Origin of the sequence: Parasaccharibacter sp. TMW2.1890, assembly GCF_023337645.1 — a bacterium.
Classification (GTDB): Bacteria; Pseudomonadota; Alphaproteobacteria; order Acetobacterales; family Acetobacteraceae; genus Bombella; species Bombella apis.
This window is the reverse complement of the sequence record NZ_NWUV01000002.1, coordinates 20,981-44,375: the sequence shown is the minus strand read 5'-3', so window position 1 is coordinate 44,375 and position 23,395 is coordinate 20,981. Positions and strand designations below refer to the sequence as shown.

The 23,395-nt window shown below is 60.8% G+C and carries 21 protein-coding genes; 8 read left to right on the top strand and 13 right to left on the bottom strand.

Going from position 1 to position 23,395, the window contains the following annotated elements; translation table 11 throughout:
* Positions 1 to 33: 33 nt before the first annotated feature.
* From CPA54_RS04975 to CPA54_RS04945, 7 genes are all read right to left on the bottom strand, one after another.
* A complete protein-coding gene (locus CPA54_RS04975; protein WP_249085744.1) occupies positions 34 to 891 on the bottom strand; it encodes an NrtR DNA-binding winged helix domain-containing protein in 858 nt (285 codons plus the stop codon).
* On the bottom strand, positions 888 to 2,075 hold the full coding sequence (locus CPA54_RS04970) for a hypothetical protein (protein WP_249085742.1): 1,188 nt from the start codon (positions 2,073 to 2,075) through the stop codon (positions 888 to 890). Before CPA54_RS04970 ends, CPA54_RS04975 begins: the two co-directional genes overlap by 4 nt.
* 228 nt (positions 2,076 to 2,303) lie before the next feature.
* Entirely contained in the window at positions 2,304 to 3,059 is a 756-nt protein-coding gene (locus tag CPA54_RS04965) for a 1-acyl-sn-glycerol-3-phosphate acyltransferase (RefSeq protein WP_043558381.1), read from the bottom strand.
* Positions 3,060 to 3,126: 67 nt separating this feature from the next.
* Positions 3,127 to 3,792: a YdcF family protein gene (locus CPA54_RS04960; protein ID WP_081563284.1), complete on the bottom strand. Its 666-nt coding sequence runs from the start codon at positions 3,790 to 3,792 to the stop codon at positions 3,127 to 3,129.
* Positions 3,789 to 4,670, bottom strand: coding sequence for a hypothetical protein (locus CPA54_RS04955; protein ID WP_249085740.1), 882 nt, complete (start codon positions 4,668 to 4,670; stop codon positions 3,789 to 3,791). The genes CPA54_RS04960 and CPA54_RS04955 overlap by 4 nt, the downstream gene beginning before the upstream one ends.
* On the bottom strand, positions 4,667 to 5,410 hold the full coding sequence (locus tag CPA54_RS04950) for an ATP-binding cassette domain-containing protein (RefSeq protein ID WP_249085738.1): 744 nt from the start codon (positions 5,408 to 5,410) through the stop codon (positions 4,667 to 4,669). The genes CPA54_RS04955 and CPA54_RS04950 overlap by 4 nt, the downstream gene beginning before the upstream one ends.
* A 23-nt stretch (positions 5,411 to 5,433) precedes the next feature.
* Positions 5,434 to 5,871: a hypothetical protein gene (locus tag CPA54_RS04945; protein ID WP_043557919.1), complete on the bottom strand. Its 438-nt coding sequence runs from the start codon at positions 5,869 to 5,871 to the stop codon at positions 5,434 to 5,436.
* A gap of 131 nt (positions 5,872 to 6,002) precedes the next feature.
* On the opposite strand from CPA54_RS04945, the gene CPA54_RS04940 reads away from it, so the two are divergent.
* The 3 genes from CPA54_RS04940 (at position 6,003) to CPA54_RS04930 (ending at position 9,956) form a co-directional block, all read left to right on the top strand.
* The gene (locus tag CPA54_RS04940) at positions 6,003 to 7,919 is read left to right on the top strand and encodes a hybrid sensor histidine kinase/response regulator (protein ID WP_081563287.1); all 1,917 of its coding nucleotides are present in this window, start codon (positions 6,003 to 6,005) and stop codon (positions 7,917 to 7,919) included.
* Complete coding sequence (locus CPA54_RS04935) at positions 7,916 to 9,415, top strand: ATP-binding protein (protein WP_249085737.1); 1,500 nt, start codon at positions 7,916 to 7,918, stop codon at positions 9,413 to 9,415. The genes CPA54_RS04940 and CPA54_RS04935 overlap by 4 nt, the downstream gene beginning before the upstream one ends.
* 94 nt (positions 9,416 to 9,509) lie before the next feature.
* Positions 9,510 to 9,956, top strand: a complete 447-nt coding sequence (locus CPA54_RS04930; RefSeq protein WP_043557920.1) for a SufE family protein — start codon at positions 9,510 to 9,512, stop codon at positions 9,954 to 9,956.
* A 76-nt stretch (positions 9,957 to 10,032) separates the two neighbouring features.
* Here the strand turns inward: CPA54_RS04930 and CPA54_RS04925 are convergent, their stop codons facing one another.
* Both CPA54_RS04925 and CPA54_RS04920 read right to left on the bottom strand, forming a co-directional pair.
* Positions 10,033 to 10,344 carry a hypothetical protein gene (locus CPA54_RS04925; RefSeq protein WP_249085735.1) on the bottom strand — a complete coding sequence of 104 codons (312 nt, stop codon included), beginning with the start codon at positions 10,342 to 10,344 and terminating at the stop codon, positions 10,033 to 10,035.
* A gap of 315 nt (positions 10,345 to 10,659) precedes the next feature.
* Positions 10,660 to 13,110, bottom strand: a complete 2,451-nt coding sequence (locus CPA54_RS04920) for a membrane-bound PQQ-dependent dehydrogenase, glucose/quinate/shikimate family (RefSeq protein WP_043557921.1) — start codon at positions 13,108 to 13,110, stop codon at positions 10,660 to 10,662.
* A 387-nt stretch (positions 13,111 to 13,497) separates the two neighbouring features.
* On the opposite strand from CPA54_RS04920, the gene rpmI reads away from it, so the two are divergent.
* The 5 genes from rpmI (at position 13,498) to lpxB (ending at position 19,063) form a co-directional block, all read left to right on the top strand.
* Positions 13,498 to 13,701, top strand: coding sequence for a 50S ribosomal protein L35 (rpmI, locus tag CPA54_RS04915; protein WP_043557923.1), 204 nt, complete (start codon positions 13,498 to 13,500; stop codon positions 13,699 to 13,701).
* Between the two features lie 14 nt (positions 13,702 to 13,715).
* Positions 13,716 to 14,069 carry a 50S ribosomal protein L20 gene (rplT, locus tag CPA54_RS04910; RefSeq protein ID WP_043557924.1) on the top strand — a complete coding sequence of 118 codons (354 nt, stop codon included), beginning with the start codon at positions 13,716 to 13,718 and terminating at the stop codon, positions 14,067 to 14,069.
* Between the two features lie 195 nt (positions 14,070 to 14,264).
* Complete coding sequence (gene pheS / locus CPA54_RS04905) at positions 14,265 to 15,335, top strand: phenylalanine--tRNA ligase subunit alpha (protein ID WP_043557925.1); 1,071 nt, start codon at positions 14,265 to 14,267, stop codon at positions 15,333 to 15,335.
* 1 nt (position 15,336) lies between these two features.
* Positions 15,337 to 17,805 carry a phenylalanine--tRNA ligase subunit beta gene (gene pheT, locus CPA54_RS04900; protein WP_249085733.1) on the top strand — a complete coding sequence of 823 codons (2,469 nt, stop codon included), beginning with the start codon at positions 15,337 to 15,339 and terminating at the stop codon, positions 17,803 to 17,805.
* Between the two features lie 34 nt (positions 17,806 to 17,839).
* Complete coding sequence (lpxB, locus tag CPA54_RS04895; RefSeq protein ID WP_081563289.1) at positions 17,840 to 19,063, top strand: lipid-A-disaccharide synthase; 1,224 nt, start codon at positions 17,840 to 17,842, stop codon at positions 19,061 to 19,063.
* Between the two features lie 66 nt (positions 19,064 to 19,129).
* Here lpxB and trpS read toward each other — a convergent pair whose 3' ends face one another.
* The 4 genes from trpS to rlmN form a co-directional block, all read right to left on the bottom strand.
* Entirely contained in the window at positions 19,130 to 20,119 is a 990-nt protein-coding gene (gene trpS / locus CPA54_RS04890) for a tryptophan--tRNA ligase (RefSeq protein WP_086431348.1), read from the bottom strand.
* A gap of 103 nt (positions 20,120 to 20,222) precedes the next feature.
* A complete protein-coding gene (locus CPA54_RS04885) occupies positions 20,223 to 20,714 on the bottom strand; it encodes an FKBP-type peptidyl-prolyl cis-trans isomerase (protein ID WP_043558393.1) in 492 nt (163 codons plus the stop codon).
* An 86-nt stretch (positions 20,715 to 20,800) separates the two neighbouring features.
* Positions 20,801 to 22,033, bottom strand: coding sequence for an argininosuccinate synthase (locus CPA54_RS04880; RefSeq protein WP_043557929.1), 1,233 nt, complete (start codon positions 22,031 to 22,033; stop codon positions 20,801 to 20,803).
* A gap of 110 nt (positions 22,034 to 22,143) precedes the next feature.
* Positions 22,144 to 23,355 carry a 23S rRNA (adenine(2503)-C(2))-methyltransferase RlmN gene (gene rlmN / locus CPA54_RS04875; protein WP_373364578.1) on the bottom strand — a complete coding sequence of 404 codons (1,212 nt, stop codon included), beginning with the start codon at positions 23,353 to 23,355 and terminating at the stop codon, positions 22,144 to 22,146.
* Positions 23,356 to 23,395: the final 40 nt, after the last annotated feature.

Sequence of the window (23,395 nt, the reverse complement as noted above, 5' to 3'; positions counted from 1 at the left end):
CAATGAAGTTCCATCATACGTGATAAAAATCGCTTAAAGAGTCGGCACCTCAAGCGGTAAGAATGCCGCTCCCAGATAGCAGGAAGCCATGGCAGCTGGCCGGAAGCGGTATAGCTGGGCGGGGCGTCCTACGGTTGGGCGGTCGTAGGTGCCAGTTTCTTCCACAAGCTGCTGATGCAGGACAAGGCGGCGGAAGTTGGGCTTGTGCATGAGGCGGCCAGATACCGTTTCCATCGCCTGTTGCAGTTGTAGAAGAGTGAAAGACGAAGGAAGCAGCTCAAAAACGGCTGGACTGTAGCGGGTGCGGGCACGTAGCCGGGACAGGGCCGTGGCGAGAAGGCGACGGTCATCCCGGTCCGTGTTTTTCTGTTTGGGCGGGCTGCGTGGCACCAGCCCGGATTCCCACAGCAGTTCGTAACGCTCCAGAACACGGGTATCGTCCCACGGCAGGCCATCCAGCCCAAAGGCTGGAGCGATGCGGCTCTGGCGTTCCTCATTGTCGTCGGCCCATTGCCTGATGGCCGTGATGAACTCGGCCAGCTGCTTGTTGCCGCTTTCGTCCCGGCGGTCTTCCCAGGGGAAACGCTGGTAAAGCGAACCGTGACAGTCCCGTGGATGGCTGTGGCTCAGGGCCAGATAGGTGATGTGAATATGGGGCGTCTGTTCCCGTATGGGAAAGGAGCTGAATGTATAGAGCTGCTCCATGTAACCGATGGGGCAGTGTGTCAGGGTTTCCGCCCAATGGCAGAGGCGTTTCTGCAGGGAATGATGGCTTTCCTCCAGGGGGGGAGTGTCCCGGTCATGGCGCAGCAGGGCGACGTGGGGTGCATCATCGCCCAATGTCATGAGAACGGTAATCAGGTCTGTCGGGCAAAGGCTCTGGAAGGTCATTGAGGATGAGGAGCAAGCTGGCGGAAATGGCTGTACAGGGTCTGCAAATGGTCGGATGAAAGCCCCGGGGGAACGCCGTGGTCAAGAGGGATGCTGACCGTCAGGGGATGGGAGGAGAGGGACAGCATCCGGGGGCTGGTCATCATGTCGTTCAGGAGCCCCTGCATGGCGATGGGTACGTTGCGCTGGATCCATGAACTCTGAAGCAGATCATGCAGGGGCTCCTGCCAGTTGGTCAGACTGACGGACAGAATGCCAGAAAAGGCCGGGACATAAAGTTTGCCACCAAGGGAGAGATGCGGCGGTGGCGTGTCCTGTTTTCCCGGAGCCACCGGATGGATGGTGGCACTGAGCTCATGAAGCCTGAGCTGTAACGGAATGTCAGGCCAGGAGGATGTGGCATGATCGGTTTCTGGCGGCAATCTGAGGGGTGTCGTGCCGGTGCCGGGTAGCAGGGCAAAAGCAGCATGAACCTGTTCCACCCGAAAATTCTGTAGAAATGAGGAGGGATAGGTCAGCTCTCTGGCCGTGATGGCAGCGGAAAGCAGAGGCCTGTTCTGCAGGGCAGGGTCAGGTTGCGACAGGGACTGCGGTGCAAAACGGATGGTCCCGGCAGGGTGATTCAGCATGAGGCTGTGTGACAGGCGGGAGAAGGCCAGTTCCAGTTCAGCAATGCGGAAATGTGCCCAGTACAGGGGCAGCGTGCCGTGGTCATGGCATCTGGCATCTGGTGGACAGGGAAGACTTTCCTTGCTGATGCGCAGTTTTGCCTTGCGTAGGCGCAGGGTCAGGCTTTCGCCGTTGCGGACCATGCGGAGGATGGTGCTGTCCGGCAGCTGTAGCGGAAGTTCGGTCCGTGTGGTCAGGGAATGTGCCCAGTCCAGCCAGTTCCCACCCAGGCGGAGCATGGGGGTGGCCCCGACAATATCGGCCCCGTTGAGATGGGTGTGAAAGGACACGCCGTAAAGCCGACGCCAGGCCCCGAAAGGCCATCCTCTGGCAGAGGTTCTCTGTATGGTCAGGGTTGGGGTGGGACCGTCCGAAGGCAGGGACTGGACGGCCAGATGGGCCAGCTGGTTGGAAAGCAGGGCCTGCGTCCGAAGGTACAACCCCCAGCTGCCTGCCAGAAGAGCGAGGAACAGACAGGAGGTGATCAGGATGAAATGGCGGCGGAACAGGCTCAAGATTTGTCCTCCGCTGTGGAAGAAGGATAGAACGACGGGCCTGTTACTTTGTCCCCAGAAGGTTCTTCACCTTTTGTAGAGTAATCACACCAGAATGTTGATACGGGGCAAAAAGGGAGGCCCTCTGCAGTCCTCATGAAATGTGTTGTATTACAGATGGTTAGGCAGATACCCACAGGGCAGCACTTTCATGGTCTATACCTGCGTCCATTCCGTGCGGGACAGGAATTACTGGTTATCCTTCTTCACATCCACAGAGTTTTCCACAGCTTCATGGGGCAGGTCATGTTCCTTGCAGAGTGCCTCCCAGGCGCCGCTGATGGCCGGTATGAGGTCACGTCCCTTCAGGCTGGCGGCGAGAGGCTTCCCGATGGCAACCCGGAGCGTGCCGGGGTATTTCCGCCACGGGGAATGTGGCCAGAACAGGCCGGAATTCGTCACTACGGGAAGGATGGGGCAGGTGGCCTGCCGGGCCAGAGCGATGACGCCATTCTGTAGCGGAACAGCCTGACCGGGTTTCGTGCGTGTGCCCTGCGGGAAGATGATGATCTGTCGCCCGGCTCCCTGTGCCTTTGCCACGGCATCCATCATGCCCCGCAGGGCCTGAGATCCGCCGGAACGATCGACAGGAATCATGCCGCTGAGAATGAGCATGGGGCCGACCAGCGGAATGGATGTCAGTTCCTTCTTGATGACATAGGCCGGCAGCGGCACGGTATTCATCCAGACAAAACCATCAAAGAAAGACTGATGCTGTGAGGCAATGAGCGCAGGGCCATCAGGCAGGTTCTCCTGCCCGCTGATGACGATGCGGATGCCGCAGAGGCGTTCCAGCCCCCAGAGCACGGCCCTGGACCAGAGCTTGGCATAGCCCAAGGCGGCATCCCGCCGGTTGAGCAGGCGGATGGGAAAGGCGAAGACCCCCATGACGAGGGTCAGAATCAGGAGATACAGGTTGAACAGGCTGCCACGGACGAGACTCATCATAATGCTCCCTGCATGGCGCAGAATCTATCCGAAGAGCAAGGGAAAAAGATGGGCGAGCCAGAAATCAGGCGGGAGGTGTTCCTGAAGCTGGAGGAACAGGGCGGAATCCTTCCTGGGCATGGTCCGGCTGGTGGAGGACCATGAGACGGATGAAGGCCCCGATCAGCTTTCCGTACTGGCTGAACATCAGCAGCATGGTGTGTGGATGAAAGGGGGTGCTCATGGCGGGAGGCTGCACCCAGTAGGGGGTGAACTGAAGCTGCGGGGCAATATCGTGGAACTCCAGCAGGGAGCGGCGCATGTGATACCCCGCCGTGACCAGAACAAGATGATGCAGGTTTTTCTGCTTTGCCCATTGGGCGGTTTCCCATGCATTGCCGATGGTAGTGGCGGCCCGATATCCAAGGCTGATGCGCTGCGTCAGATCCGGCGGCAGCGGGCCGATTCCCGTGGCGGCCAGAATATGGTTCAGCCCCGTATGGGGGGAAACGCCGGAGATCAGGAGCAGTCGCTCCGGTTTCTGCTGGAGCAGGGCAATTCCGGCTTCTATGCGGTTTTTGCCGCCCGTCAGCGCAACGATGCCGTCGCAGTCAGCCGGGATGCTGTGCAGGTCCGGTGAGGGGCGCAGGGCATCGGCACAGAAATAAATGAAACTGGCCAGCATGAGCCATCCTGCGATGGTCACCCCACCAGAGAAGAGAGACCAGACAGTGGGGCCCGGCCGTTTCATGATGCCTGTTGCTCCTGTCTGGCACAGACCAGATGCACCATGGCCCAGCCCGCCAGTGCCATCAGGACCGGCATCAGGGAAAAGGCCAGCCAGAGCCGGACTGGCAGCAGTGATGGAGAGATGAAGGACGACATGCTTCCCTCTGCGGGTGGCAGGCGCAGCAGAGGGTGCAGAGCAGCGGTGATGAAGCCCAGTGAAGGCAGGAGCAGGACGATGCCTGCAAGGCTGCCCAGAAAGGCCATCAGGGCGACCCGCCGGGCAAAAATACGGTGAAGGACGGACAGCTTTCCGCCCAGTCTCCACAGGACGGCCTGCTGCTGCCGGTTGGCCAGAGCGACGGTTCTGGCTGCCAGATAGAGCAGGGCGGGAACGATCAGGGCGGCTGCCAGCCCAGCCATCAGGGCGACATGGCGTGCAGTCTGCTGGAGGACTGTCATGAGTGGGGTAAGCTTTGTCAGCTGGGGCGGCGGCGGAACGATGATGGCCTCTGGGGCGGTGCTGTGAATAAAGGCGGCCAGTCTGGTCATGTCCCCATGATACGAGAGGGTGAGAATCCTGGGGAGAGGCCCCTCCCACGGGGTGGACCATGCGGCCAGAAGTCGGGAAACCTCCTGCTCTGGCAGGAGGGTGGCGTGGGTTTCGGGGAATGTGGCGGTCAGGGCTTTGGGCAGGCTGTCCGCCAGGGCGGGAGCCTCCTTGCCGATCACAGGCAGGGCGATGACGATCTGGCTGTTCACCTGTCCTTCCCAGCGTTGGACAGCTCCATCCACACCATGGGGCAGGGCCAGAGCCAGCCCGGCCAGCCATGTGACGAGACAGAGGCCAAGCAGCAGGGGCCATAGGGCAGGCCGGTCTGTAGCACGGGACAGGCATGTCATGGGAGCAGCCTTTCATCTCTGGGGGACAGGATCAGCGGGGCTGCCAGATCATTCCCGGAGGCAGAAGAAATGGAGACTTCCGGTGATGGGGGGAGCCGGGGCAGGGTCAGGAGCTGGTCATCAGGGTCTGTCCCTTCTGGCTGGTGCTGCATGGCCAGAAGGGTTGTGGTGCCATTTCTGGCCAGGCCCCGCAGGGTGGAAAGAAGATGATCCCGCAGGACAGGGCAGAGGGTCAGGGCTGGTTCATCTACCAAGACGATGGAAGGCTGGGTGATCAGGGCCCGGGCACAGGCGGCCCGCATTCTCATGGTCTGACTGAGTGAGTGAGGAAGAAGCTGTGCATGGCTCTCCAGCCCGAACCAGCGGATGATGGAGTCGGTTTCCCGTTTCACATCTGCTCTGCGCAGGTGGTTCAGCTCCAGCGGCAGGGCAATATTGTCCGCCAGCGTCAGGCGGTCCATGAAAAGGGGGGCTGCCTCGATGTACCCGATGCGCTGCTGGAGCTGCCTGCGACCCCGTACGGAAAGACCGGGTCCTGCGGCATGGTTGAGGAGGGTCATCATCCCGCCCGTGGCAGGGCGGCGCAGGGCGATGGTATCCAGCAGGGCTGTCTTGCCCGCTTCGGCAGGGCCTGTCACCCAGAGGGTGCCACCCCGTTCCAGCCGCAGGGACAGGTGCTGCACGCCACCCGGCACGAGAGACGTGCCGACAGGCAGCGGAAGCGTCTCCAGGGCGATCATGCAGGGCTCCGCATGGCTGTGCCTCAGAGCCTCCGGGCCAGCCAGGCCGCCGCCGTGGAGGAGGCTGCTGCCAGAGCCATGAGGAGCAGACCATCCTTTATCAGCCCGTGCGGTGTAAGGGTGTGACCGGCTACCATGAGCTGTTCGGGGATGGTATGGGCGATGTGGTTGACGATCTCATGCGTCTGCTGGTCTTCCGTGAGGGACCCGAGATTGGCCGTGGCAACGGTGACAAGGTGCGGCAGCAGGGACCAGCCGACGCCAAGGATGAGCAGGATGGGAGCAAACAGTTCTGTCAGCTGAATGAGAAAGCTGAAAACGAAATGCGCCACGGCCCATATGAGGTTGAGCAGGACCCGCCCCATGATGGCTCCGCCCTGCTGCTGGCGTGATGGCGTGGCCGAGAGCAGGCGTTCGCCCCGTGCCGGGGAGGAATGGGAGGAAGAGGGCGATGTATCCATGAATGTTTCAGACCTTCCTGCAAGACAGCCGGGCTGGCAATGGCATAGTAATGGCGAGGGAGACGGAAAGCAGGGCGGAGGGGCCTCTGTTCTGTCCTCCTGCTTCTGCACCTAGCTTCAAGAGAGGCGTAATGCAAATCTTACCCACGCTGGATGAAAAAGATGTCCATGTTCTTCTTCTGGATCCAGCCGGTCCTGCTCACAGTCGGGTCCATGAGCTTCTGCGCAGGGAGGGGATGGATGTTGTCTGCCGGCAGAGTGCTGAAATGATGCTGGAAGTGCTGGAGGCCCGCTGTCGTATCAATCAGGTGGACATGGTCATCTGCTGCACTCTCCAGAAAGGCATGAGCGCCGGGCAGTTCGTTCGCCGTGCCAAGGCGACTCCTGCCATGCAGGGCGTACCGGTGCTGATGCTGACGGAGGATGTATCCTCACGGGTTGAGCTGGACTGCTTTGAAAGCGGGGCCGATGCCTACCTTTCCAGCTCTGCCCATTCTGACCTGCTGTTGCTGCGGATACGCACGCTCCTGCATCTGGCGGAAGAAAAGCGCCAGCTTCATCCCCAATGGCACATGCGGCGGGCCAGGGTTGTCATCGTCCGTGCCCCTGATGATGAGACCCTGCTGGATTTCTGGAATGACCCCAGCATCATGGATCATGAAAACAGCCGGGACGGCACGGAGGAGGCTGGGCTGGGGGAGCTTCTCTGGCGGGATGGACACACGGTGACCTCTGTCACCCGCTCCAGTGATCTGCTGAATGGCGGCTGGCTGACAGGCCCGGACGGGCCGGACTGCATCGTGCTGGAGGACATACAGGATAACGAGACAGACCTCGCTTTCTGCCGTCTGCTGGACCAGCGCCGCCAGGCCCTGCGGGAGCAGGGGGGTACACCGTTCCGCATTCTCTGCATCATACAGGCAGCCCGCTTCCGGGGTGAATCCTGCGTGGCTTTTCTGGAAGCTGGCCTGGAGGACCTTGTTCCGAGTGACATGACGCCCATGGTGCTGGCTCTGCGCATCCGGGCCATGGTCCGGCGGCGGCGGGAGAATGAGGCGTTTCATCAGCGGGAGATGGAACGCCAGCAGTCGGCTCTGGCGCTGGAGGCTGCACAGGCGCAGGCCTCGCTGGCGGAGGCTCTGGCCAGAGCCAACAAGGAGCTGGCCAAGGCGAATGAGGAGCTGGTGCAGACACAGGCCCGACTGGTCCAGACGGCCAAGATGGCTTCATTGGGAGAGCTGGTGGCCGGCATTGCCCATGAGATCAATAATCCTCTGGCGTTCACTCTGGGTCATGCCGATACGGTCGAGCGATGCCTGCACTGGATGGATACTGTCGTGCAGGATGAGGATGGTCAGACCCGCATTCGGCGGGCCAGGGACCGTCTGGCTGCGATGAAGACAGGGCTGGGGCGTATCCGGGACTTGGTCGTGCGTCTGCGCCGTTTCTCCCGTCTGGAAGAAGGAGAGTGGCGCATGGTGGATGTGGGCGAGGCGATAGAGACAGGGCTGGCCCTGGTCCGCCATAGGCTTGGCAGGTCCATTGCCGTGGACTGCCAGCTTGAGGCACCCCGGCAGCTGGTCTGCCAGGAAACACTGTTCCATCAGGCTGTCATGAATCTCATTGCCAATGCTGCCGATGCGCTGAATGATATGCGGCGGGAAGGGCAGAAGCATCATGATGGGCTGATACGGATTGCGACCCGTCTTTACGATGATGTTTATGAAATTACGGTAAGTGACAATGGTCCAGGCATAAAAGAGTCGATCCGCCCCTGGATTTTTGACCCGTTCTTCACCACGAAGGCGCAGGGGGAAGGGACAGGGTTGGGCCTTTCCATCGTTCATGGCATCGTGCAGGCCCATGGTGGAACCATCGACGTGACAGACGCCTGTGAGGCTGGAGATGGCTGCCAGAAAGATGGGCAGACCAATGGCGGGCGTGGTGCATATTTCGTGATTCGCCTTCCTGTCCACGAGACGGCAGAAGGCTGGGCTGTGCGGGAGCCTGAACGGCACAGGGCACAGGAGGAAGTAAAAACGGCATGAACGAGCCTTACAGTATCGAGGCCCAACCTTGTGTTCTTCTGGTGGATGATGAGGAAGAGATTCTCGTGGCACTCGGGGATCTGCTGGAGGAAAGCTGCACGGTTCTGACAGCGGCCGAGCCTGGCAGGGCCCTTGCCCTGCTGGCCGCCCATCCGGAGATTTCGGTCATCATTTCAGACCAGAGGATGCCGGGCATGACAGGGGACCAGTTTCTCAGCCGTGCCAGTGCCTGCTCCGACGCCCGGGCTATTCTGCTGACAGGATATGCGGATCTGGATGCCGTTGTGGCAGCCCTGAATCACGGCAGGATCGTTGCCTATGTGCACAAGCCGTGGGAGGCGGACCATGTGCTGTCCCTCGTCCATGAGGCACACAGGACATGGCAGGCCCAGAGGGCCCTGAAGGTGGAGCAGGCCCTGTTGCATGGCCTCATGGAGAGCCTGCCGTTCGGTCTGGTTTTTTCCGATGCGCAAGGCCGTTGTATCCGCAGCAACCGGCATCATCAGGGGACGTGCGAGAGTGACCATTACACGGCCATTCTTCAGCCTGTGATTGCCCGTCTGCGGGAAAAGGTCTGGGAGGACGGGCAGGCAGAGGAGCTTCTGGAGGTCGTGGCGGAAGATGGGCAGAGACGCTGGCACGAGATTGTCCGCCTGGCGCTGAAATGGCCGGAGGATGTCCCGCTGAAAGAGGCCTGGCAGGTCAGCATGGATCGGGACGTGACCCAGCGTGTGATGGTGGAAGACCGGCTGAACCGGGGTGAGCGGCTGGAAGCCCTGGGTCGTCTGGCCGGTGGTGTCGCGCATGATTTCAACAACCTGCTCACCATTCTGGGTAATTGTCTGGAGGCTCTTTCCGGGCAGTTGCAGGGAGATGAAGCGGCCCGTGCCATCCAGAAGAAATGGCTGGCCCGGGCGTTGGAGACCGTGGAACGGGGGGAAGGGCTGACCCGCCGTCTGCTTCAGTTTGGCCGGGCGGGGCGGAATGGTGGGACGGTGCGCCCGTTTGACATCGCGGCTTTTCTGGAGGAACGGGCCAGCCTGTTCCGGCATGGTTTTTATGGAGCCGTCCCGGCCATCCGTTTTGTGCTGGACCTCCCGGAAGGGACTGTTCCCCCTGTATTGACCTGCCCGGAACAGCTGGAAATGGCCCTGCTCAACCTGTGTGTGAATGCCCGGGATGCGATGCCTGATGGCGGGACCGTGACTCTTTCTGCCAGCCGGATACGCCACGTCCTGCCTGCTGCCCCATCCAGTTGCGAGCAGGATCATGCGCTGGCACTTGATGTCCGGGACGAAGGGGAAGGCATGAGTGAAGAGGTCCAGCGCCATATTTTTGAGCCTTTTTTCACCACCAAGCAGGCGGGGAAAGGCACAGGGCTGGGGCTGGCTGGCATTTACAGTTTCGTTCTGGCCCATCATGGGGATGTTGTTGTGCAGAGCCGGCCCGGAGAGGGAACGGTGATGCGTCTTCTGTTACCCTTGCTGAAACAGTGAGCCGAAGACATTTCGGAGGGGAGCGGTTCCCATTTTGGTGCCTCCAGTTATGATGGATCGCACGAACATAAATTGATGAAGGAAGGGGGATGGCATGGCCGATAGGGAAGCCTGTTTTGTTCAGCCGCAGGAAGATGATGCAGCACAGGCCATCACGGCCATCGGGGATGAACTGGCGCTGTTCGATGACTGGATGGAGCGTTATCAGTACATCATCGAGATGGGGAGGAAACTGCCGGACTTTCCGCAGGATTGGCAGGATGACGCTCACCGGGTGCCGGGTTGCCAGAGCCAGGTCTGGCTTGAAGCTGAGGAAAAAAACGGATGTCTGTTTTTTGCTGGTGCGTCTGACGCCGCTATCGTTCAAGGGCTGGTGGCGTTGCTGCTGCGTGTCTATTCCGGTCGTACACGGGATGAGATTCTGGCGACTGACCCGGTTTTTCTGCATGAGCTGGGATTGGTGAAGGCGCTTTCAGCCAATCGGGGCAATGGCGTGGAGGCCATGGCAAAAGCCATCCGGCAAAGAGCCGCCGCAGTCTGAGCCGTTGGCCGGAACAGAAAATGCCCTCTGGCGGTAAAACCAGAGGGCATTTTCATGCAGGGGCTGTCCCCGTGTCTCAGTGCGTGGCCGGAGCTGCAGCATCGGTGGCAGGCATGTCGGACTTCATCGGGTTGGAGCTGTCCTTCACGCTGTCAGCTGTAGCTTCGGCCTTTTCGGACGGCTTGGCGCTGGCGGCATCCTGAGTGTTGCACTTGCTGAATTTGCCGTTCTTGTCGCGGCAGGGCTTGGCCTTCGGCTTTTCACACTTTGTGAACTGACCTTTCTCATTGCGGCAGTGGTGAGCCTTGCCATGAGAGGCGGCAAAGGCAACCTGGCTGGTCAGGGCACTGGCAATGAGGGCGAATGTGGCCATGCGACGGAACATCATGGGGGGTTTTCCTTCTGTCAGAACAGGGAACGAATAGGCTGGCATTATCCTATACAGGAAATTCAGGCTGCTGATAGTGAAGTCTATGTTATTTTTAAAGAATAACGGCCAGTCATTACCAAATATTATCAATTGAGGTTGGGTGGGGGACAGGGCTCTGGAATTGTCTCCATCGTCCCGGGTTACTGATAGTGCTGCACGGGAAGGATATTGGCTGCTGGCCTGTATGGTCCGGGATCAGTTGCATGATGAAAAAAGGGGAGGCCCGGCTGGACCTCCCCTTTTCTGTTTTGTGACAACCTGTTTGTCAGGGTCTCACTTCTTCTCGGCCTGTTCCGGCAGAGCATAGGCGATCAGATAATCACCCATCCGGCTCAGGAAGGAGCCATGCCCACCAGCGTAGGTCACGATGTACTGGCGACCGTTGATGCTGTAGGTCATCGGTGCAGACTGTGCCCCGGCAGGGAGACGGTCTTTCCAGATGACATGGCCGGTCGTCAGGTCATAGGCCCGGATGTAGTAGTCCTGCGATGATGTCAGGAAGGCTACATTGCCAGCCGTTGCCAGCGGGCCACCAAGGCTCGGGACACCGATCTTGATGGGTGGCAGCTGGATCGGGAGGGACGAGCCATGCAGGGAGTCACGCAGCGTACCATTGCGGTGCTGCCAGACAACCTTGTTGGTGCGCAGGTCGATCCCGGCGACAGCCCCCCATGGTGGCGTGCGGCACGGCACGAAAAGGCCGAACTTGGCAAACAGCGGGTCCAGGAAGGGATGCAGGTTGACGGCGTACGGGATGCCGTAATTCGGCTGGAGACCCGTCTCACCGCCGCTGCCACCCTTGTCACCATTCGGGTCGGGCCAGCGCGGGTTGCCCGGGCCACGGGGAACCAGAGTGGAGACGAACGGAATGGAGATGGGGTTGGAGAAGGCTACCTGGCGGCGAGGATCAACCGCAAGGCCGCCCCACTCGAACATGCCCAGATCGCCAGGGAAAACCAGCGTCCCCTGCGTGGAAGGCGGCGTATAGGGCCCCTCGTAACGCAGGCTGTGGAAGTAGATGCTGCACACCATCTGGTCAAGGATCGTGGCCCCCCAGATGTCACGGTCGGACAGCGGATCTTTCGGGCGCAGGCTCAGCTCGGAATGGGGCTGGGTCGGGCTTGTATGGTCACCCGTGGCAGCGCCACCCGGGGCAGGAACCTCCGGTGCCGGAACGATCGGCTTGCCGGTGCGGCGGTCCAGAACAAAAATGTCACCACTCTTGGTCGGGATGTAGATGGCCGGAACCAGGCTGCCATCCTTCTGGGTGATGTCCACAAGGTTGGGCTGTGCGGAGGCATCCATGTCCCAGAGGTCATGATGGACGGTCTGGTAGAACCAGACGAGCTTGCCCGTGTCCGCATTCAGCGCAATGACACCCGGCGGATAGCGCTCGGCATCCTTGTCACGGTAGCCACCCCACTGGTCAGGCGTGCCAACCCCCATGGGGATGTACACCATGTTCAGGTTCTTGTCGTAAGACGAGACGGACCAGGAGTTGGGGGAGTTCGGATGGAAATGCGGATGCTCTTCGCTCGGCATTTCATTCGGGTCAGGATTGGCGGCGTCGAATACCCAGACAAGCTTGCCCGTGTAGACGTCATAGGCCCGTGTTGCCCCGGAAGGCTGGTGGACGGAGCCGTTGTCCTTCACTGCACTGTTGACGATGATCAGCTTGTCGGTAACGACGGGCGGTGATGTCGGGGCATACTCCCCAGCCGTCGTGTAAGGCTGGTGGGAGAAGCGCAGATCGACCTGGCCGTTGTCCCCAAAGCCCTGGCAGACCTTGCCTGTCTGTGCGTCGATCTCGACCATGCGGCCGTCATTGACCATGGCAATGATGCGCTTGGTGCAGTCTGTCGTGGTGACAGGCTGGCCGCTGCTGTCGACAGCATTTTCAGGCTTCGTGTGGGCACTGACGCCACGGCATGTCAGATGCTGGAAGCCAGGATTGACGTTCAGCTTGGGGTCGAACACCCATTTCGTCTTCCCGGTCACGGCATCGACGGCAAAGACCTTCTGATGCAGGGAGCAGAAATAGAGTGTGTTGTCGAACTCCAGCGGCGTGGCCTCGTTGGTGGCCTCACCCGGGTCGCGGGACTTGTCCGGCAGGTCACCGGTCCGCATGACCCAGGCAACCTTCAGCTGGTTGACGTTCTGGCTGTTGACCTGTGTCAGAGGGGACCAGTGATTGCCATCCTGCGTGCGTGCGTAGGAGGTCCAGTCACCATCCGGCACGTTGTCCGGGTTTGCCGGGCTGGCATTGACCTGCTCCGTAGGCAGGGAACCACCGATGTCATACGGGTCCATGAAGGCGGAAACCACCAGTGCCAGGGCACTGAGGACCACGCCGATGCCCAGAGGAATGGTGGCCAGCCGGTTGGCAGCCAGCGGACGGCGGATGAAAGGAAGCAGAAGGACGATGCCGATGACGATGACCACATCCAGCCGGGGCACGAGGCTCCAGAGGTTGAGGCCTACGAGGCAGAGAGCCCAGATGAGCGTGCCAAGCAGGACGACCGCATAGACAGCAAGGCCGATCGGCTTCCGTTTATGGACGAAGAACGCGCTGAGCAGCGTGCCCAGCCCGCTGATGAGATAATAGAAGGGACCGCCTTCGCTGATGGCATAGATACCACCGGCAACCAGCAGCAGGCCGACGATCGCCATGAGGATGGCAACCAGCGAGACCCAGATTCCCCCCGTACGGGAAGTGGAGGACATGGATAAGCCTCAGTGTTGTTAAACTCGATCACTCAACCTGGATAAGCGTTGCCCTGACAGGAATGTCCCGTCATGGATGATGATCTCCTGCCTTTAAGCACAGGGAAGGGGCCATGGGTCAAGCATCAGGGGGTAATAATTCGGACTGGATGAGTGCCTCTATCATCATATTCACAACCATGTGATATTTACTTCACAATAGTTAATGCTCACTGCTCAAAAAACATGCCGTTCTGATGCGGTTTTTGCTTGAGGCCGTCCCCCGTTGTCCCTATAAGCGCCAACAGGTCGTGCACGCGCCCGGGCCATATGATGTGGCATGCCCGGCCGTGCGGTTTCCGTTGTCCACTAGGGGAATGGGAACTTCAGAACTGTAAGGAGATGAAAATGCCCAAATTGAAGACGAAGTCTTCGGTCAAGAAGCGGTTCAAGATCACCGCGACTGGCAAGGTGACCTGTGGTCCCGGCAACAAACGCCATGGCCTGATTAACCGTCCGCAGAAGATGAAGCGCAGCAACCGTGGTCCGCAGACAATGACGGACATGGATGCCCGTACCGTCAAACAGTGGGCACCCTACGGGCTGTCATAAGGAGTTAAGAAACCATGGCACGTGTTAAACGGGGTACGACCACCCACGCCCGTCACAAGAAGGTCCTTGATCTGGCCAAAGGCTATCGCGGGCGTTCTTCCACAAACTATCGCATCGCTCTGGAGCGCGTCGAGAAGGCACTGCGTTATGCCTATCGCGACCGCCGCAACAAGAAGCGTGATTTCCGCTCCCTGTGGATCCAGCGCATCAGCGCTGCCGTGCGTGAGCATGGCCTGACCTACAGCCGTTTCATCAACGGTCTGAACAAGGCCGGGATCGAGATCGACCGTAAGGTTCTGGCTGCCATCGCCTATGACGATGCAGCGGCCTTTGCCGAGATCGTACGCAAGGCTCAGGCAGCCCTGTAAGGGGATTCCTCATGCTTCATGGTCTGTTCCTGATGGACCGTGAGGAATGGGACTGATGATTGGCGGGCTGTTCTGGCAACGGAGCAGCCCGTTTTTCTTTGAGGCTGCTTCAGAAACGTTTCAACATCCGGACCTTCAGGGGCCGGGGCAGGAAGCGTTCCTGAAACAGGCTCATGAGATGATGGAAGACAGGCTATGGCCAATGACCTCGACACTCTGAAGGATGAGACACTGGCGGCCCTGAAACAGGCCAGCACCCATGGGGAATGGGATGCTGTCCGTGTGGGGACGCTGGGACGCTCAGGCAAACTGACCGGCCTGCTCCGGCAGCTCGGTTCGTTCCCGCACGAGGAGCGGAAAGAGCGGGGGCAGGCCCTCAACCGCCTGCGTGACGAGCTGACGGCCCTGATCGAGCAGCGTGGCAGGGAGATCGAGGAGCTGGCCCTCCAGCAGCGTCTGGCGGAGGAGACGGTGGACATCACCCAGCCTCCCGCCCCGGCACCGGCCGGTCTCATCCATCCCGTCAGCCGGACGATCGAGGAAATCACGACCATCTTCGGGGCGATGGATTTCCATGTGGCGGAAGGGCCGGACATTGAAAGCCAGTGGCACAATTTTTCCGCCCTGAACACGCCGGAACATCATCCGGCCCGGACAGAGCAGGACACGTTCTACCTTCCGGCAGCCGGAGAAGGCGAGGACCTGCGGGTGCTGCGGACGCAGACATCCGGCGTGCAGGTCCGCACCATGCTGGGTGAGAAGCCCCCCATCCGCATCATCGCACCGGGCCGGACCTACCGGGCCGATCATGACGCCACCCATTCCCCCATGTTCCACCAGTGCGAGGGGCTGGTCATCGAGAAAGGCATCACGCTGGGCCATCTGAAGGGCTGCCTGACCGAATTCCTGCGGGCCTTCTTTGGTCAGCCGGACCTGCCTGTCCGGTTCCGTGCCTCCTACTTCCCCTTTACCGAACCATCCATGGAAATTGACATCGGCTGGTCCCGGGAGACAGGCGTGATCGGCGCCGGGGCGGACTGGCTGGAAGTGCTGGGTGCCGGCATGGTCCATGCCCGGGTGCTGAGCAACTGCGGGCTGGACCCGGCAGAGTGGCAGGGCTTTGCCTTCGGCATGGGGATCGAACGTCTGGCCATGCTGAAGAATGGCATCACGGACCTGCGGTCCTTCTATGAAAGTGACCTGCGCTGGCTGCGTCATTACGGTTTTTCATCACTGTCCCCGGCAACGCTGACGGAGGGTTTCTGACATGAAATTTTCACTCTCATGGCTGCGGGATCACCTCGATTTTACCGCCTCTCTGGACGAGATATGCACGACGCTGAACCGCATCGGCCTTGAGGTCGAAAGCGTGGATGACCTGACGGAACGTCTGGCCGGGTTCCGTACGGCAAAGATTCTGGAGGCTTCCCCCCATCCGGATGCAGACCGCCTTCAGCTCTGCCGTGTCTCGGCCGGTCAGGGCTTCGAGGACGTTCAGGTCGTCTGTGGTGCGCCGAATGCCCGCACGGGGCTGCATGTCATTTTCGCTCCGCCGGGGACCTACATTCCCGGCAGTGACATGACGATCAAGCCCGGCAAGATTCGGGGACAGGCCAGCAACGGGATGCTCTGCTCCCTGCGGGAGCTCGGGATCGGTGAGGAGTCCAATGGCATTGCTGAACTGCCTGATGGTTCTCCGCTGGGTGAGGATTATGTCCGCCATGCCCGGCTGGATGACCCCGTCATCGAGATTGCCATCACGCCCAACCGTGGCGATGCGCTGAGCGTCCGGGGCATTGCCCGTGACCTCGCCGCTGCGGGGCTGGGCACCCTGAAGCCGTGGCTGACGGAGACGGTGGAAGGGCAGGGTGAAAGCCCGATCCAGTGGGAGATCAGCCACCCGGCCTGCCGTTATGTTACGGGGCGGCTGATCCGTGGCGTGAAGAATGGCCCCAGCCCGGTCTGGCTGAAGCGTCGTCTGGAGAGCGTGGGGCTGCGGCCGCAGTCCGCCCTGGTGGATGTGACCAATTATCTGATGATGCATGTCGGGCGGCCGCTGCATGTTTTTGATGCCGCCCGCCTGACCGGTGACAGGCTTTCCCTGACATCCGGCACGGGGGAGCATTTCCGTGCACTGGATGGGCAGGAGCTGGTTCTGGGTACGGATGATCTTGTCATTGCGGATGAGGCCGGGGTGCAGTCGCTGGCGGGCATCATTGGCGGTGAGGCCAGTGCGGTGACCGATGAGACGGTCGATGTCTTCGTGGAATCCGCCCTGTTTGACCCGGTGCGCATCGCCCTGACAGGCCGCCGCCTTGGGGTGCAGACGGATGCCCGTTACCGTTTCGAGCGTGGTGTGGATCAGGCTCTCGTACGTTCCGGTCTGGAAGCCGCCACGGCCCTGATCGTGGAGCTGTGTGGCGGCACGCCAAGTGAGGTGACCGAGGCGGGGGCGGAACCGGCATGGCAGAGAACCGCCAGCCTGCGTTTCGAGCGTCTGGCCTCGCTGGGCGGTCTGGAGATCGAGGCGGACAGGGCCGTGGACATCCTCGAGGCCCTGGGGTTTGAGGTGCAGGAGCGCACGGCAGAGAAGGCCGTGTTCTCCGTGCCGTCATGGCGGAATGACGTGGCGGCAGGGCATGGTCTGGCACAGGCTGTCACGCTCGATGCCGCTGTGGCCGAACGGGCTGCCGCCAGTGTGGAGGTCATGGAAGCCGAGGCCGATCTGGTCGAGGAGGTTCTGCGCATCCGTGGTCTGGATGAAGTTCCGGCCCTGTCCCTGCCCCGTGCCCATATGGTGCCTGCTCCGGCGGTGACACCACAGCAGGCCCGGGTAGCCCTTCTGCGCCGCCTGTGTGCGGGGCGTGGCCTGATGGAGACCGTTGGTTTTTCCTTCGTGTCCGATCAGGATGCGGCCCTGTTTGAAGAAGGACGGGAGCAGGACCGGTTGCTGAACCCGATTGCAACGGACCTGAACCAGCTGCGGCCGACACCAATCATCAACCTGCTGCGTGCCCTTGGGCGGAATCTGGCTCACGGGCAGGGCTTCAGCGGGGATGCCTCCTTCTTCGAGCTTGGCCCCTGCTTCGGGCAGCAGGGCACCCGTATGGTGCTGGCTGGTGTGCGGGGTGGCGTGAGTGGCCGAGCTCCGGGTCAGTCTGCCGAGGAACCATCATGGATGGATGCCAAGGCCGATCTCATGGCGGCTCTTGCAGCTCTCGGTGTGGCCGAGGCTTCCCTGAGCAGCACGGCGGATGCGCCGGGCTATTACCATCCGGGGCGTTCCGGTGTCGTGCGGCAGGGGCCCAAGCTGGTGCTGGGCAGCTTCGGTGAGCTGCACCCCCGTGTGGCTCGTCACTTCGGCCTGAGCGGCACGGTGGCGCTCTTTGAGATGACGCTGGACAGGGTTCCGCTGCCCAAGGTGAAGCGGAAGGCTGCCCCGACGCTGTCGGTCCTTCAGCCTGTCCGTCGTGACTTTGCCTTCCTGGCTGATGAAAAGGTGCAGATACAGGATGTGCTGAAGGCTGTCCGTATGGCAGACCGCAAGTTGATTACGGATGTGCGTCTTTTCGACATCTTTGAAGGTGGCTCCGTTCCGGCAGGGCATCGCTCTCTGGGAGTGGAGGTGACCCTCCAGCCGCAGAAAGACAGCCTGACGGATACTCAGCTTGATGCGCTGATGACGGCTGTAGAAAGTGCCGTCCAGAAGGCGACGGGGGCAACGCTGCGGCGTTGAGCCCTGCAACGGCGGGAAAGAAGGAGAGGCTGCCATGGTGGATGAGAGTGCCCCTGTAGAGGGTGAGGTTCCCCTTCATCACCATGGCCGGGTGATCTGGATTCTGGCCGGTGAGCCCAGTGGGGACAGTATCGGGGCCCGTCTGATGCAGGCCCTGCACCGCATTGACCCGATGCTGGTCTTTGCTGGTGTTGGCGGAGGGCGGATGGAGGCCCGGGGCCTGCGGAGCCTCTTCCCGATGGAAGACCTGACGGTCATGGGGTTCATGGAAGTCCTGCCCCGGTTGCGCCTTCTGTCACAGAGGCTGCTGGAAGCTGAGCAGGATATTGAGCTGCGCCGTCCTGATATTGTCATCACCATTGATAGCCCGGGTTTTTCGTTCCGGCTTCTGCGGCGCATCCGCAAGCTGAATGTCCGGCGCCTGCATTATGTAGCGCCGCAGACATGGGCCTGGCGGGAGAGTCGGGTCAAAGGGTATCGGGGGTTGTGGGACAGGCTGCTCTGCCTTTTCCCGTTTGAGGAAGCATGGTTTGCTGAACGGGGCCTGCCCGAGGCCCGGTTTGTCGGCCATCCCATCCTGCAATCGGGCGTGGCGCATGGTCAGGCACAGCGTTTCCATAAACGGCATGACATTCGGTCGGACAGCCCTATTCTGATCCTCATGCCGGGCAGCCGGTCCTCCGAGGTCCCAAAGCTGCTGCCTGTTTTTGAGAAGACTCTCGGAATTCTTCATGAACGTTTCCCCGATCTTCAGCCCGTCATTCCGGCTACGTCGGGCATGGCCCCACTCGTGAAGAAGATGGTGCGGCACTGGGCGGTTCACCCCTCCATCCTGACGGATACGGAGGACAAGCACGATGCTATCCGGGCTGCTGACTGTGCCCTGACCAAATCGGGTACATCCATTCTGGAGCTGGCCATAGGGCAGGTACCCATGGTGGTCACCTACAGGGTCAATCCGCTTTCAGCCCTGCTGGGGCGGCTTTTCCTGCGGCTTCCCTTCATTTCCATGATCAATATTCTGGCAGGGCGTGAAGTCGTGCCAGAACTGGTCCAGCATGACTGTACTCCCCAGAAACTGGCGGATGAAATTACTTCTCTCCTGACAGATGGGGCAAAGCGGCAGGCCCAGCAGGAGGCTTTTGCCGATATTCTGGCCATGCTGGAAGCTCCGGGCGGGGAGCTGCCTGCCATGTCAGCGGCCAGAGAGGTATTGGCATTGATGGAAACGCCATTGTCTGAATTGCGGCGCTCATGAAAAAAGCCTGTCCTTGCTAGGGGACAGGCTTTTTTCATGCCAAAGGATGGCAACCTGGGAGTGCTTTCAGCGCAGGAAGCCAACCAGCTTTTCCGCCTCGCTCACAATCGGTTCCGAGACGGCACGGGCCCGTTCGGCTCCCTGGCGCAGGACCTGCATGAGGTGAGCTTTGTCATCCATCAGGCGGCGGGTTTCATCGGCCACGGGGGCCAGTGTTTCGACCAGCAGGTCAGCCAGAGCCTGCTTGAAGGTGCCGAAGCCTTGCCCGGCAAACTGGCCCAGCACGTCAGCCAACGTCCTGTTGGACATGGCAGCGTAGATGGTCAGCAGATTGCGGGCCTCCGGGCGGCCTTCCAACCCGGCTTCCTCGGAGGGCAGAGGTTCGGCATCCGTGCGGGCCTTGCGGATCTTCTGGGCGATATCGTCTGCCGTATCATTCAGGATGATGCGACTCTGGGCAGACGGGTCGGACTTGGACATCTTCTTGCTGCCGTCCCGCAGGCTCATCACACGGGCAGCATGAGGCGGAATGAGCGGTTCAATCAGCGGGAAGAACTCGACACCCATATCGTGGTTGAACTTCTGTGCGATGTCATTGGCCAGCTCAAGATGCTGCCGCTGGTCGTCACCCACGGGCACCCGTGTGGCGTGGAAGGCCAGAATGTCCGCCGCCATGAGGTTGGGATAGACATACAGGCCAGCGGAATGGTTTTCCCGGTTCTTGCCTGCCTTGTCCTTGAACTGTGTCATGCGGTTCAGCCAGCCCAGACGGGACACGCAGTTGAAAATCCAGCCGAGGCGGGCATGGGCACTGACGGCGGACTGGTTGTACAGGCGGGTCGGGTCGATGCCGGAGGCCAGAAGGCAGGCAGTGGAGGCCAGTGTCTGTTCACGCAGGGCCTCCGGGGACCATGGCATGGTCAGGGAGTGCATGTCCACAAGGCAGAACAGGCAGTCATGGTCCTTCTGCAAGGTGACCCAGTTGCGGATGGCTCCGAGATAATTGCCCAGATGGGGAATGCCTGTTGGCTGGATTCCTGAAAAAACACGCTGCATGAACATGGTCCTGACAGAAGGAAAAGACAAAAGCCGCCCCGCTCAGAGGTGAGGGGACGGCGGAAAACCCTGCTGGCTGGGTAGATGGCAGAAGGCTATGCCCTTATTGAAGGGAATTGTCATCCTCGACACCCAGAAGCTGGATCTTGAAGATCAGCGGGCTGTTGGGCGGGATGATCCCCATGGACCGTTTGCCATACCCCAGCTGGGGCGGGACATAGAGCTCCCATGTATCGCCAACACGCATCAGGGGCAGCCCTTCCATCCAGCCGTCGATGACACCATCAAGAGGCATCTCCATGTAGGCGGCGCCGGTGTGCATTTCCGAGGCATCAAAAATGCCCCCGTCTGGCAGGCGGCCCTCATAGATGACCATCATGGTGGCTCCCTTCTGTGGGTGGGGCGCATCCTTGGGGCCAGATTTCAGGACCTTGTAGGCCAGACCGTCAGGCAGTTTCTGCACTCCGGGCTGTTTGTAGACCTGATCCATGAACTGCTGGGGTGTCAGGTCCGGTTTCTGGTCGCCAGAGCAGCCTGTCAGGCCGAGCAGACCAGCCAGAGCGCAGACCGGCAGATAACGGAAGAAAGAACGCAGACAACGGGACATGGAAATGCCTCTTTGCAAGCTGGGAGGAAAAGGCGGGCACCACCGGGCCGTCAGACCCGGTGGAGACGGCAGGCTCAGGGTGTGCCGCCGCGGCGTCCCTTGTTGGCACCCAGCCGCAGCCGCAGGGCGTTCAGACGGATGAAGCCCTGTGCATCCACCTGATTGTAGGCACCTTCGTCATCCTCGAAGGTCACGACACGGGCATCATACAGGCTGTCGGGGCTTTCACGGCCCACGCAGATGACATTGCCCTTGTAGAGCTTCAGGCGCACACGGCCATTGACGGATTTCTGGCTGCTGTCGATCAGGGCCTGAAGCATGTGACGCTCCGGGGAGAACCACAGGCCGTTATAGATCAGCTCGGCATAGCGGGGCATGATGCTGTCCTTGAGGTGGGCAGCTTCACGGTCCAGCGTGATGGACTCCATGGAGCGGTGCGCCTGGAGCAGGATGGTACCGCCGGGCGTCTCGTAAATGCCGCGGGACTTCATGCCGACGAAGCGGTTCTCCACGATGTCGAGACGGCCGATGCCGTTGGCTTTGCCCAGCTCGTTGAGGCGGGCCAGCAGATTGGCCGGGGAGAGGGCCTCACCATTGATGGCCACCGGGTCACCATGCTTGAAGTCGATGGTGATCTCGGTTGCCTTGTCCGGGGCAGCTTCCGGGGAGATGGTGCGCTGGAAGACGATCTCATCCGGCGGCAGGGAGGGATCCTCCAGAATCTTCCCTTCGGAGGAAGAGTGCAGCAGGTTGGCATCGACGGAGAACGGAGCCTCGCCCCGCTTGTCCTTGGTGACAGGAATCTGGTTCTTCTCGGCAAAGTCCAGCAGCTTGGTGCGGGAGGTCAGGTCCCATTCACGCCATGGGGCGATAACCTTCACGTCCGGTTTCAGGGCGTAATAGGCCAGCTCGAAGCGGACCTGATCGTTCCCCTTGCCTGTCGCACCATGCGCCACGGCGTCCGCACCGACGGCCTCGGCAATCTCGATCTGGCGTTTGGAGATCAGCGGGCGGGCGATGGAGGTGCCCAGCAGGTACTGGCCTTCATAAACCGTGTTGGCACGGAACATCGGGAAGACGTAGTCCTTGACGAAGGTTTCCCGCAGGTCTTCGACAAAGATTTCCTTCACGCCAAGGGATTCAGCCTTGCGGCGTGCGGGTTCCAGCTCTTCCCCCTGACCGAGATCAGCCGTGAAGGTGACAACCTCGCAGCCATAATGCTCCTGAAGCCAGCGGAGAATGACGGACGTATCCAGCCCACCGGAATAGGCCAGAACGACTTTCTTGATGCCTGAGGCTTTGCTCATGATCGTTATATACCTCTGCTGAAAGACAGAACCAGATATCGTTAAGTTATTATGGTCTTGTAACAGCTGTCAGGCCATTGGGCCAGAGGCCCATATCCGCAAGAGAAGGCTCAGGCCTCGTTTTTGCGGGATTCGGCCTGCCGTTTCCGCTCGCTCTGTGTCTTGAGCTGCCCGCAGGCGGCGAGGATATCCTTGCCACGGGGCATGCGGATGGGGGCGGCATAACCGGCATCCATGACGATCTGGGCAAAACTGGCCAGCCGCTCCCGTGTGGAGGGGCGGAAGTCCGATCCCGGCCATGGATTGAAGGGGATGAGATTGACCTTGGCGGGCAGGCCACGGATCAGCCGCACCAGCTCCCGGGCTTCGGCATCACTGTCATTCACGTCCCGGATCATGATGTATTCAAAGGTGATGCGGCGGGAGTTGGAGGCGGCCGGATAGCGGTGGCAGGCGGCCATCAGCTCCTCAATCGGGTATTTCCGGTTCAGCGGTACGAGCTGGTCCCGCAGGTCGTTGCGGACGGCATGGAGGGAAATGGCCAGATTGATGCCCAGCTCGTCACCGCAGCGGTCCATCATGGGCACGACGCCGGAGGTGGAGAGCGTGATCCGGCGGCGGGAGAGGGCGATGCCTTCGCCATCCATGATGATCTTCATGGCCTTGGCGACGTTCTCATAATTGTAGAGCGGCTCTCCCATGCCCATCAGCACGATGGTGGAGAGCAGGCGGGGCGTGTCCCCCTTGGGGCTGGGCCATTCGCCATAGCTGTCCCGTGCTGCCATGAACTGCCCGACAATTTCGGCTGCTCCCAGATTGCGGACGAGCTTCTGCGTTCCCGTATGGCAGAAGGTGCAGGACAGGGTGCAGCCCACCTGGGAGGAGATGCAGACGGCTCCACGGTCTTCCCGCCTGTCTGGAATATAGACAGTCTCTGCCTCCTGCCCGTCCCGGAAGCGGAAGAGGAACTTGCGCGTGTCGTCTTTGGATGTCTGCTGCGTCGTCAGGCTGGGGCGGCCGACGATGAAGTGCTTTTCCAGCTTGGCCTGCAAGGGCTTGGCGATGGTGGACATGCGGGAGAAGTCCGTCACGCCCTGATGATAGATCCAGTGCCAGAGCTGCTTGGCCCGGAAGGGCTTCTCGCCAATCTCGGTCAGGACCCCGGCCAGCTCTTCCCGGGAGAGGCCGACCAGCTCACGGCGTCCATCCTCCGTGACCGGTGTTGGCGGTGCGAACAGGGCTGACTTGGCCTCGATGCGTTTGCGCTCGCTCTCGTTGAGGGCATTCACGGCATCGGAGGAAATGGGAGCTGAAGAAGGCATCGGATGTGTCATGTGGTGGCTATAGCATGGGAACCCGTTT

What these genes read in the sequence shown, in the direction of transcription:
- CPA54_RS04955 (WP_249085740.1), bottom strand. Translation starts at nt 4,670, where the DNA reads ATGACATGCCTGTCCCGTGCTACAGACCGGCCTGCCCTATGGCCCCTG.
- CPA54_RS04925 (WP_249085735.1), bottom strand. Translation starts at nt 10,344, where the DNA reads ATGATGTTCCGTCGCATGGCCACATTCGCCCTCATTGCCAGTGCCCTG.
- CPA54_RS04945 (WP_043557919.1), bottom strand. Translation starts at nt 5,871, where the DNA reads ATGGATACATCGCCCTCTTCCTCCCATTCCTCCCCGGCACGGGGCGAA.
- CPA54_RS04960 (WP_081563284.1), bottom strand. Translation starts at nt 3,792, where the DNA reads ATGAAACGGCCGGGCCCCACTGTCTGGTCTCTCTTCTCTGGTGGGGTG.
- CPA54_RS04920 (WP_043557921.1), bottom strand. Translation starts at nt 13,110, where the DNA reads ATGTCCTCCACTTCCCGTACGGGGGGAATCTGGGTCTCGCTGGTTGCC.
- CPA54_RS04965 (WP_043558381.1), bottom strand. Translation starts at nt 3,059, where the DNA reads ATGAGTCTCGTCCGTGGCAGCCTGTTCAACCTGTATCTCCTGATTCTG.
- CPA54_RS04880 (WP_043557929.1), bottom strand. Translation starts at nt 22,033, where the DNA reads ATGAGCAAAGCCTCAGGCATCAAGAAAGTCGTTCTGGCCTATTCCGGT.
- CPA54_RS04940 (WP_081563287.1), top strand. Translation starts at nt 6,003, where the DNA reads ATGCAAATCTTACCCACGCTGGATGAAAAAGATGTCCATGTTCTTCTT.
- CPA54_RS04950 (WP_249085738.1), bottom strand. Translation starts at nt 5,410, where the DNA reads ATGATCGCCCTGGAGACGCTTCCGCTGCCTGTCGGCACGTCTCTCGTG.
- CPA54_RS04975 (WP_249085744.1), bottom strand. Translation starts at nt 891, where the DNA reads ATGACCTTCCAGAGCCTTTGCCCGACAGACCTGATTACCGTTCTCATG.
- pheS (WP_043557925.1), top strand. Translation starts at nt 14,265, where the DNA reads ATGGCCAATGACCTCGACACTCTGAAGGATGAGACACTGGCGGCCCTG.
- rpmI (WP_043557923.1), top strand. Translation starts at nt 13,498, where the DNA reads ATGCCCAAATTGAAGACGAAGTCTTCGGTCAAGAAGCGGTTCAAGATC.
- trpS (WP_086431348.1), bottom strand. Translation starts at nt 20,119, where the DNA reads ATGCAGCGTGTTTTTTCAGGAATCCAGCCAACAGGCATTCCCCATCTG.
- rplT (WP_043557924.1), top strand. Translation starts at nt 13,716, where the DNA reads ATGGCACGTGTTAAACGGGGTACGACCACCCACGCCCGTCACAAGAAG.
- CPA54_RS04930 (WP_043557920.1), top strand. Translation starts at nt 9,510, where the DNA reads ATGGCCGATAGGGAAGCCTGTTTTGTTCAGCCGCAGGAAGATGATGCA.
- pheT (WP_249085733.1), top strand. Translation starts at nt 15,337, where the DNA reads ATGAAATTTTCACTCTCATGGCTGCGGGATCACCTCGATTTTACCGCC.
- CPA54_RS04935 (WP_249085737.1), top strand. Translation starts at nt 7,916, where the DNA reads ATGAACGAGCCTTACAGTATCGAGGCCCAACCTTGTGTTCTTCTGGTG.
- rlmN (WP_373364578.1), bottom strand. Translation starts at nt 23,355, where the DNA reads ATGCCTTCTTCAGCTCCCATTTCCTCCGATGCCGTGAATGCCCTCAAC.
- lpxB (WP_081563289.1), top strand. Translation starts at nt 17,840, where the DNA reads ATGGTGGATGAGAGTGCCCCTGTAGAGGGTGAGGTTCCCCTTCATCAC.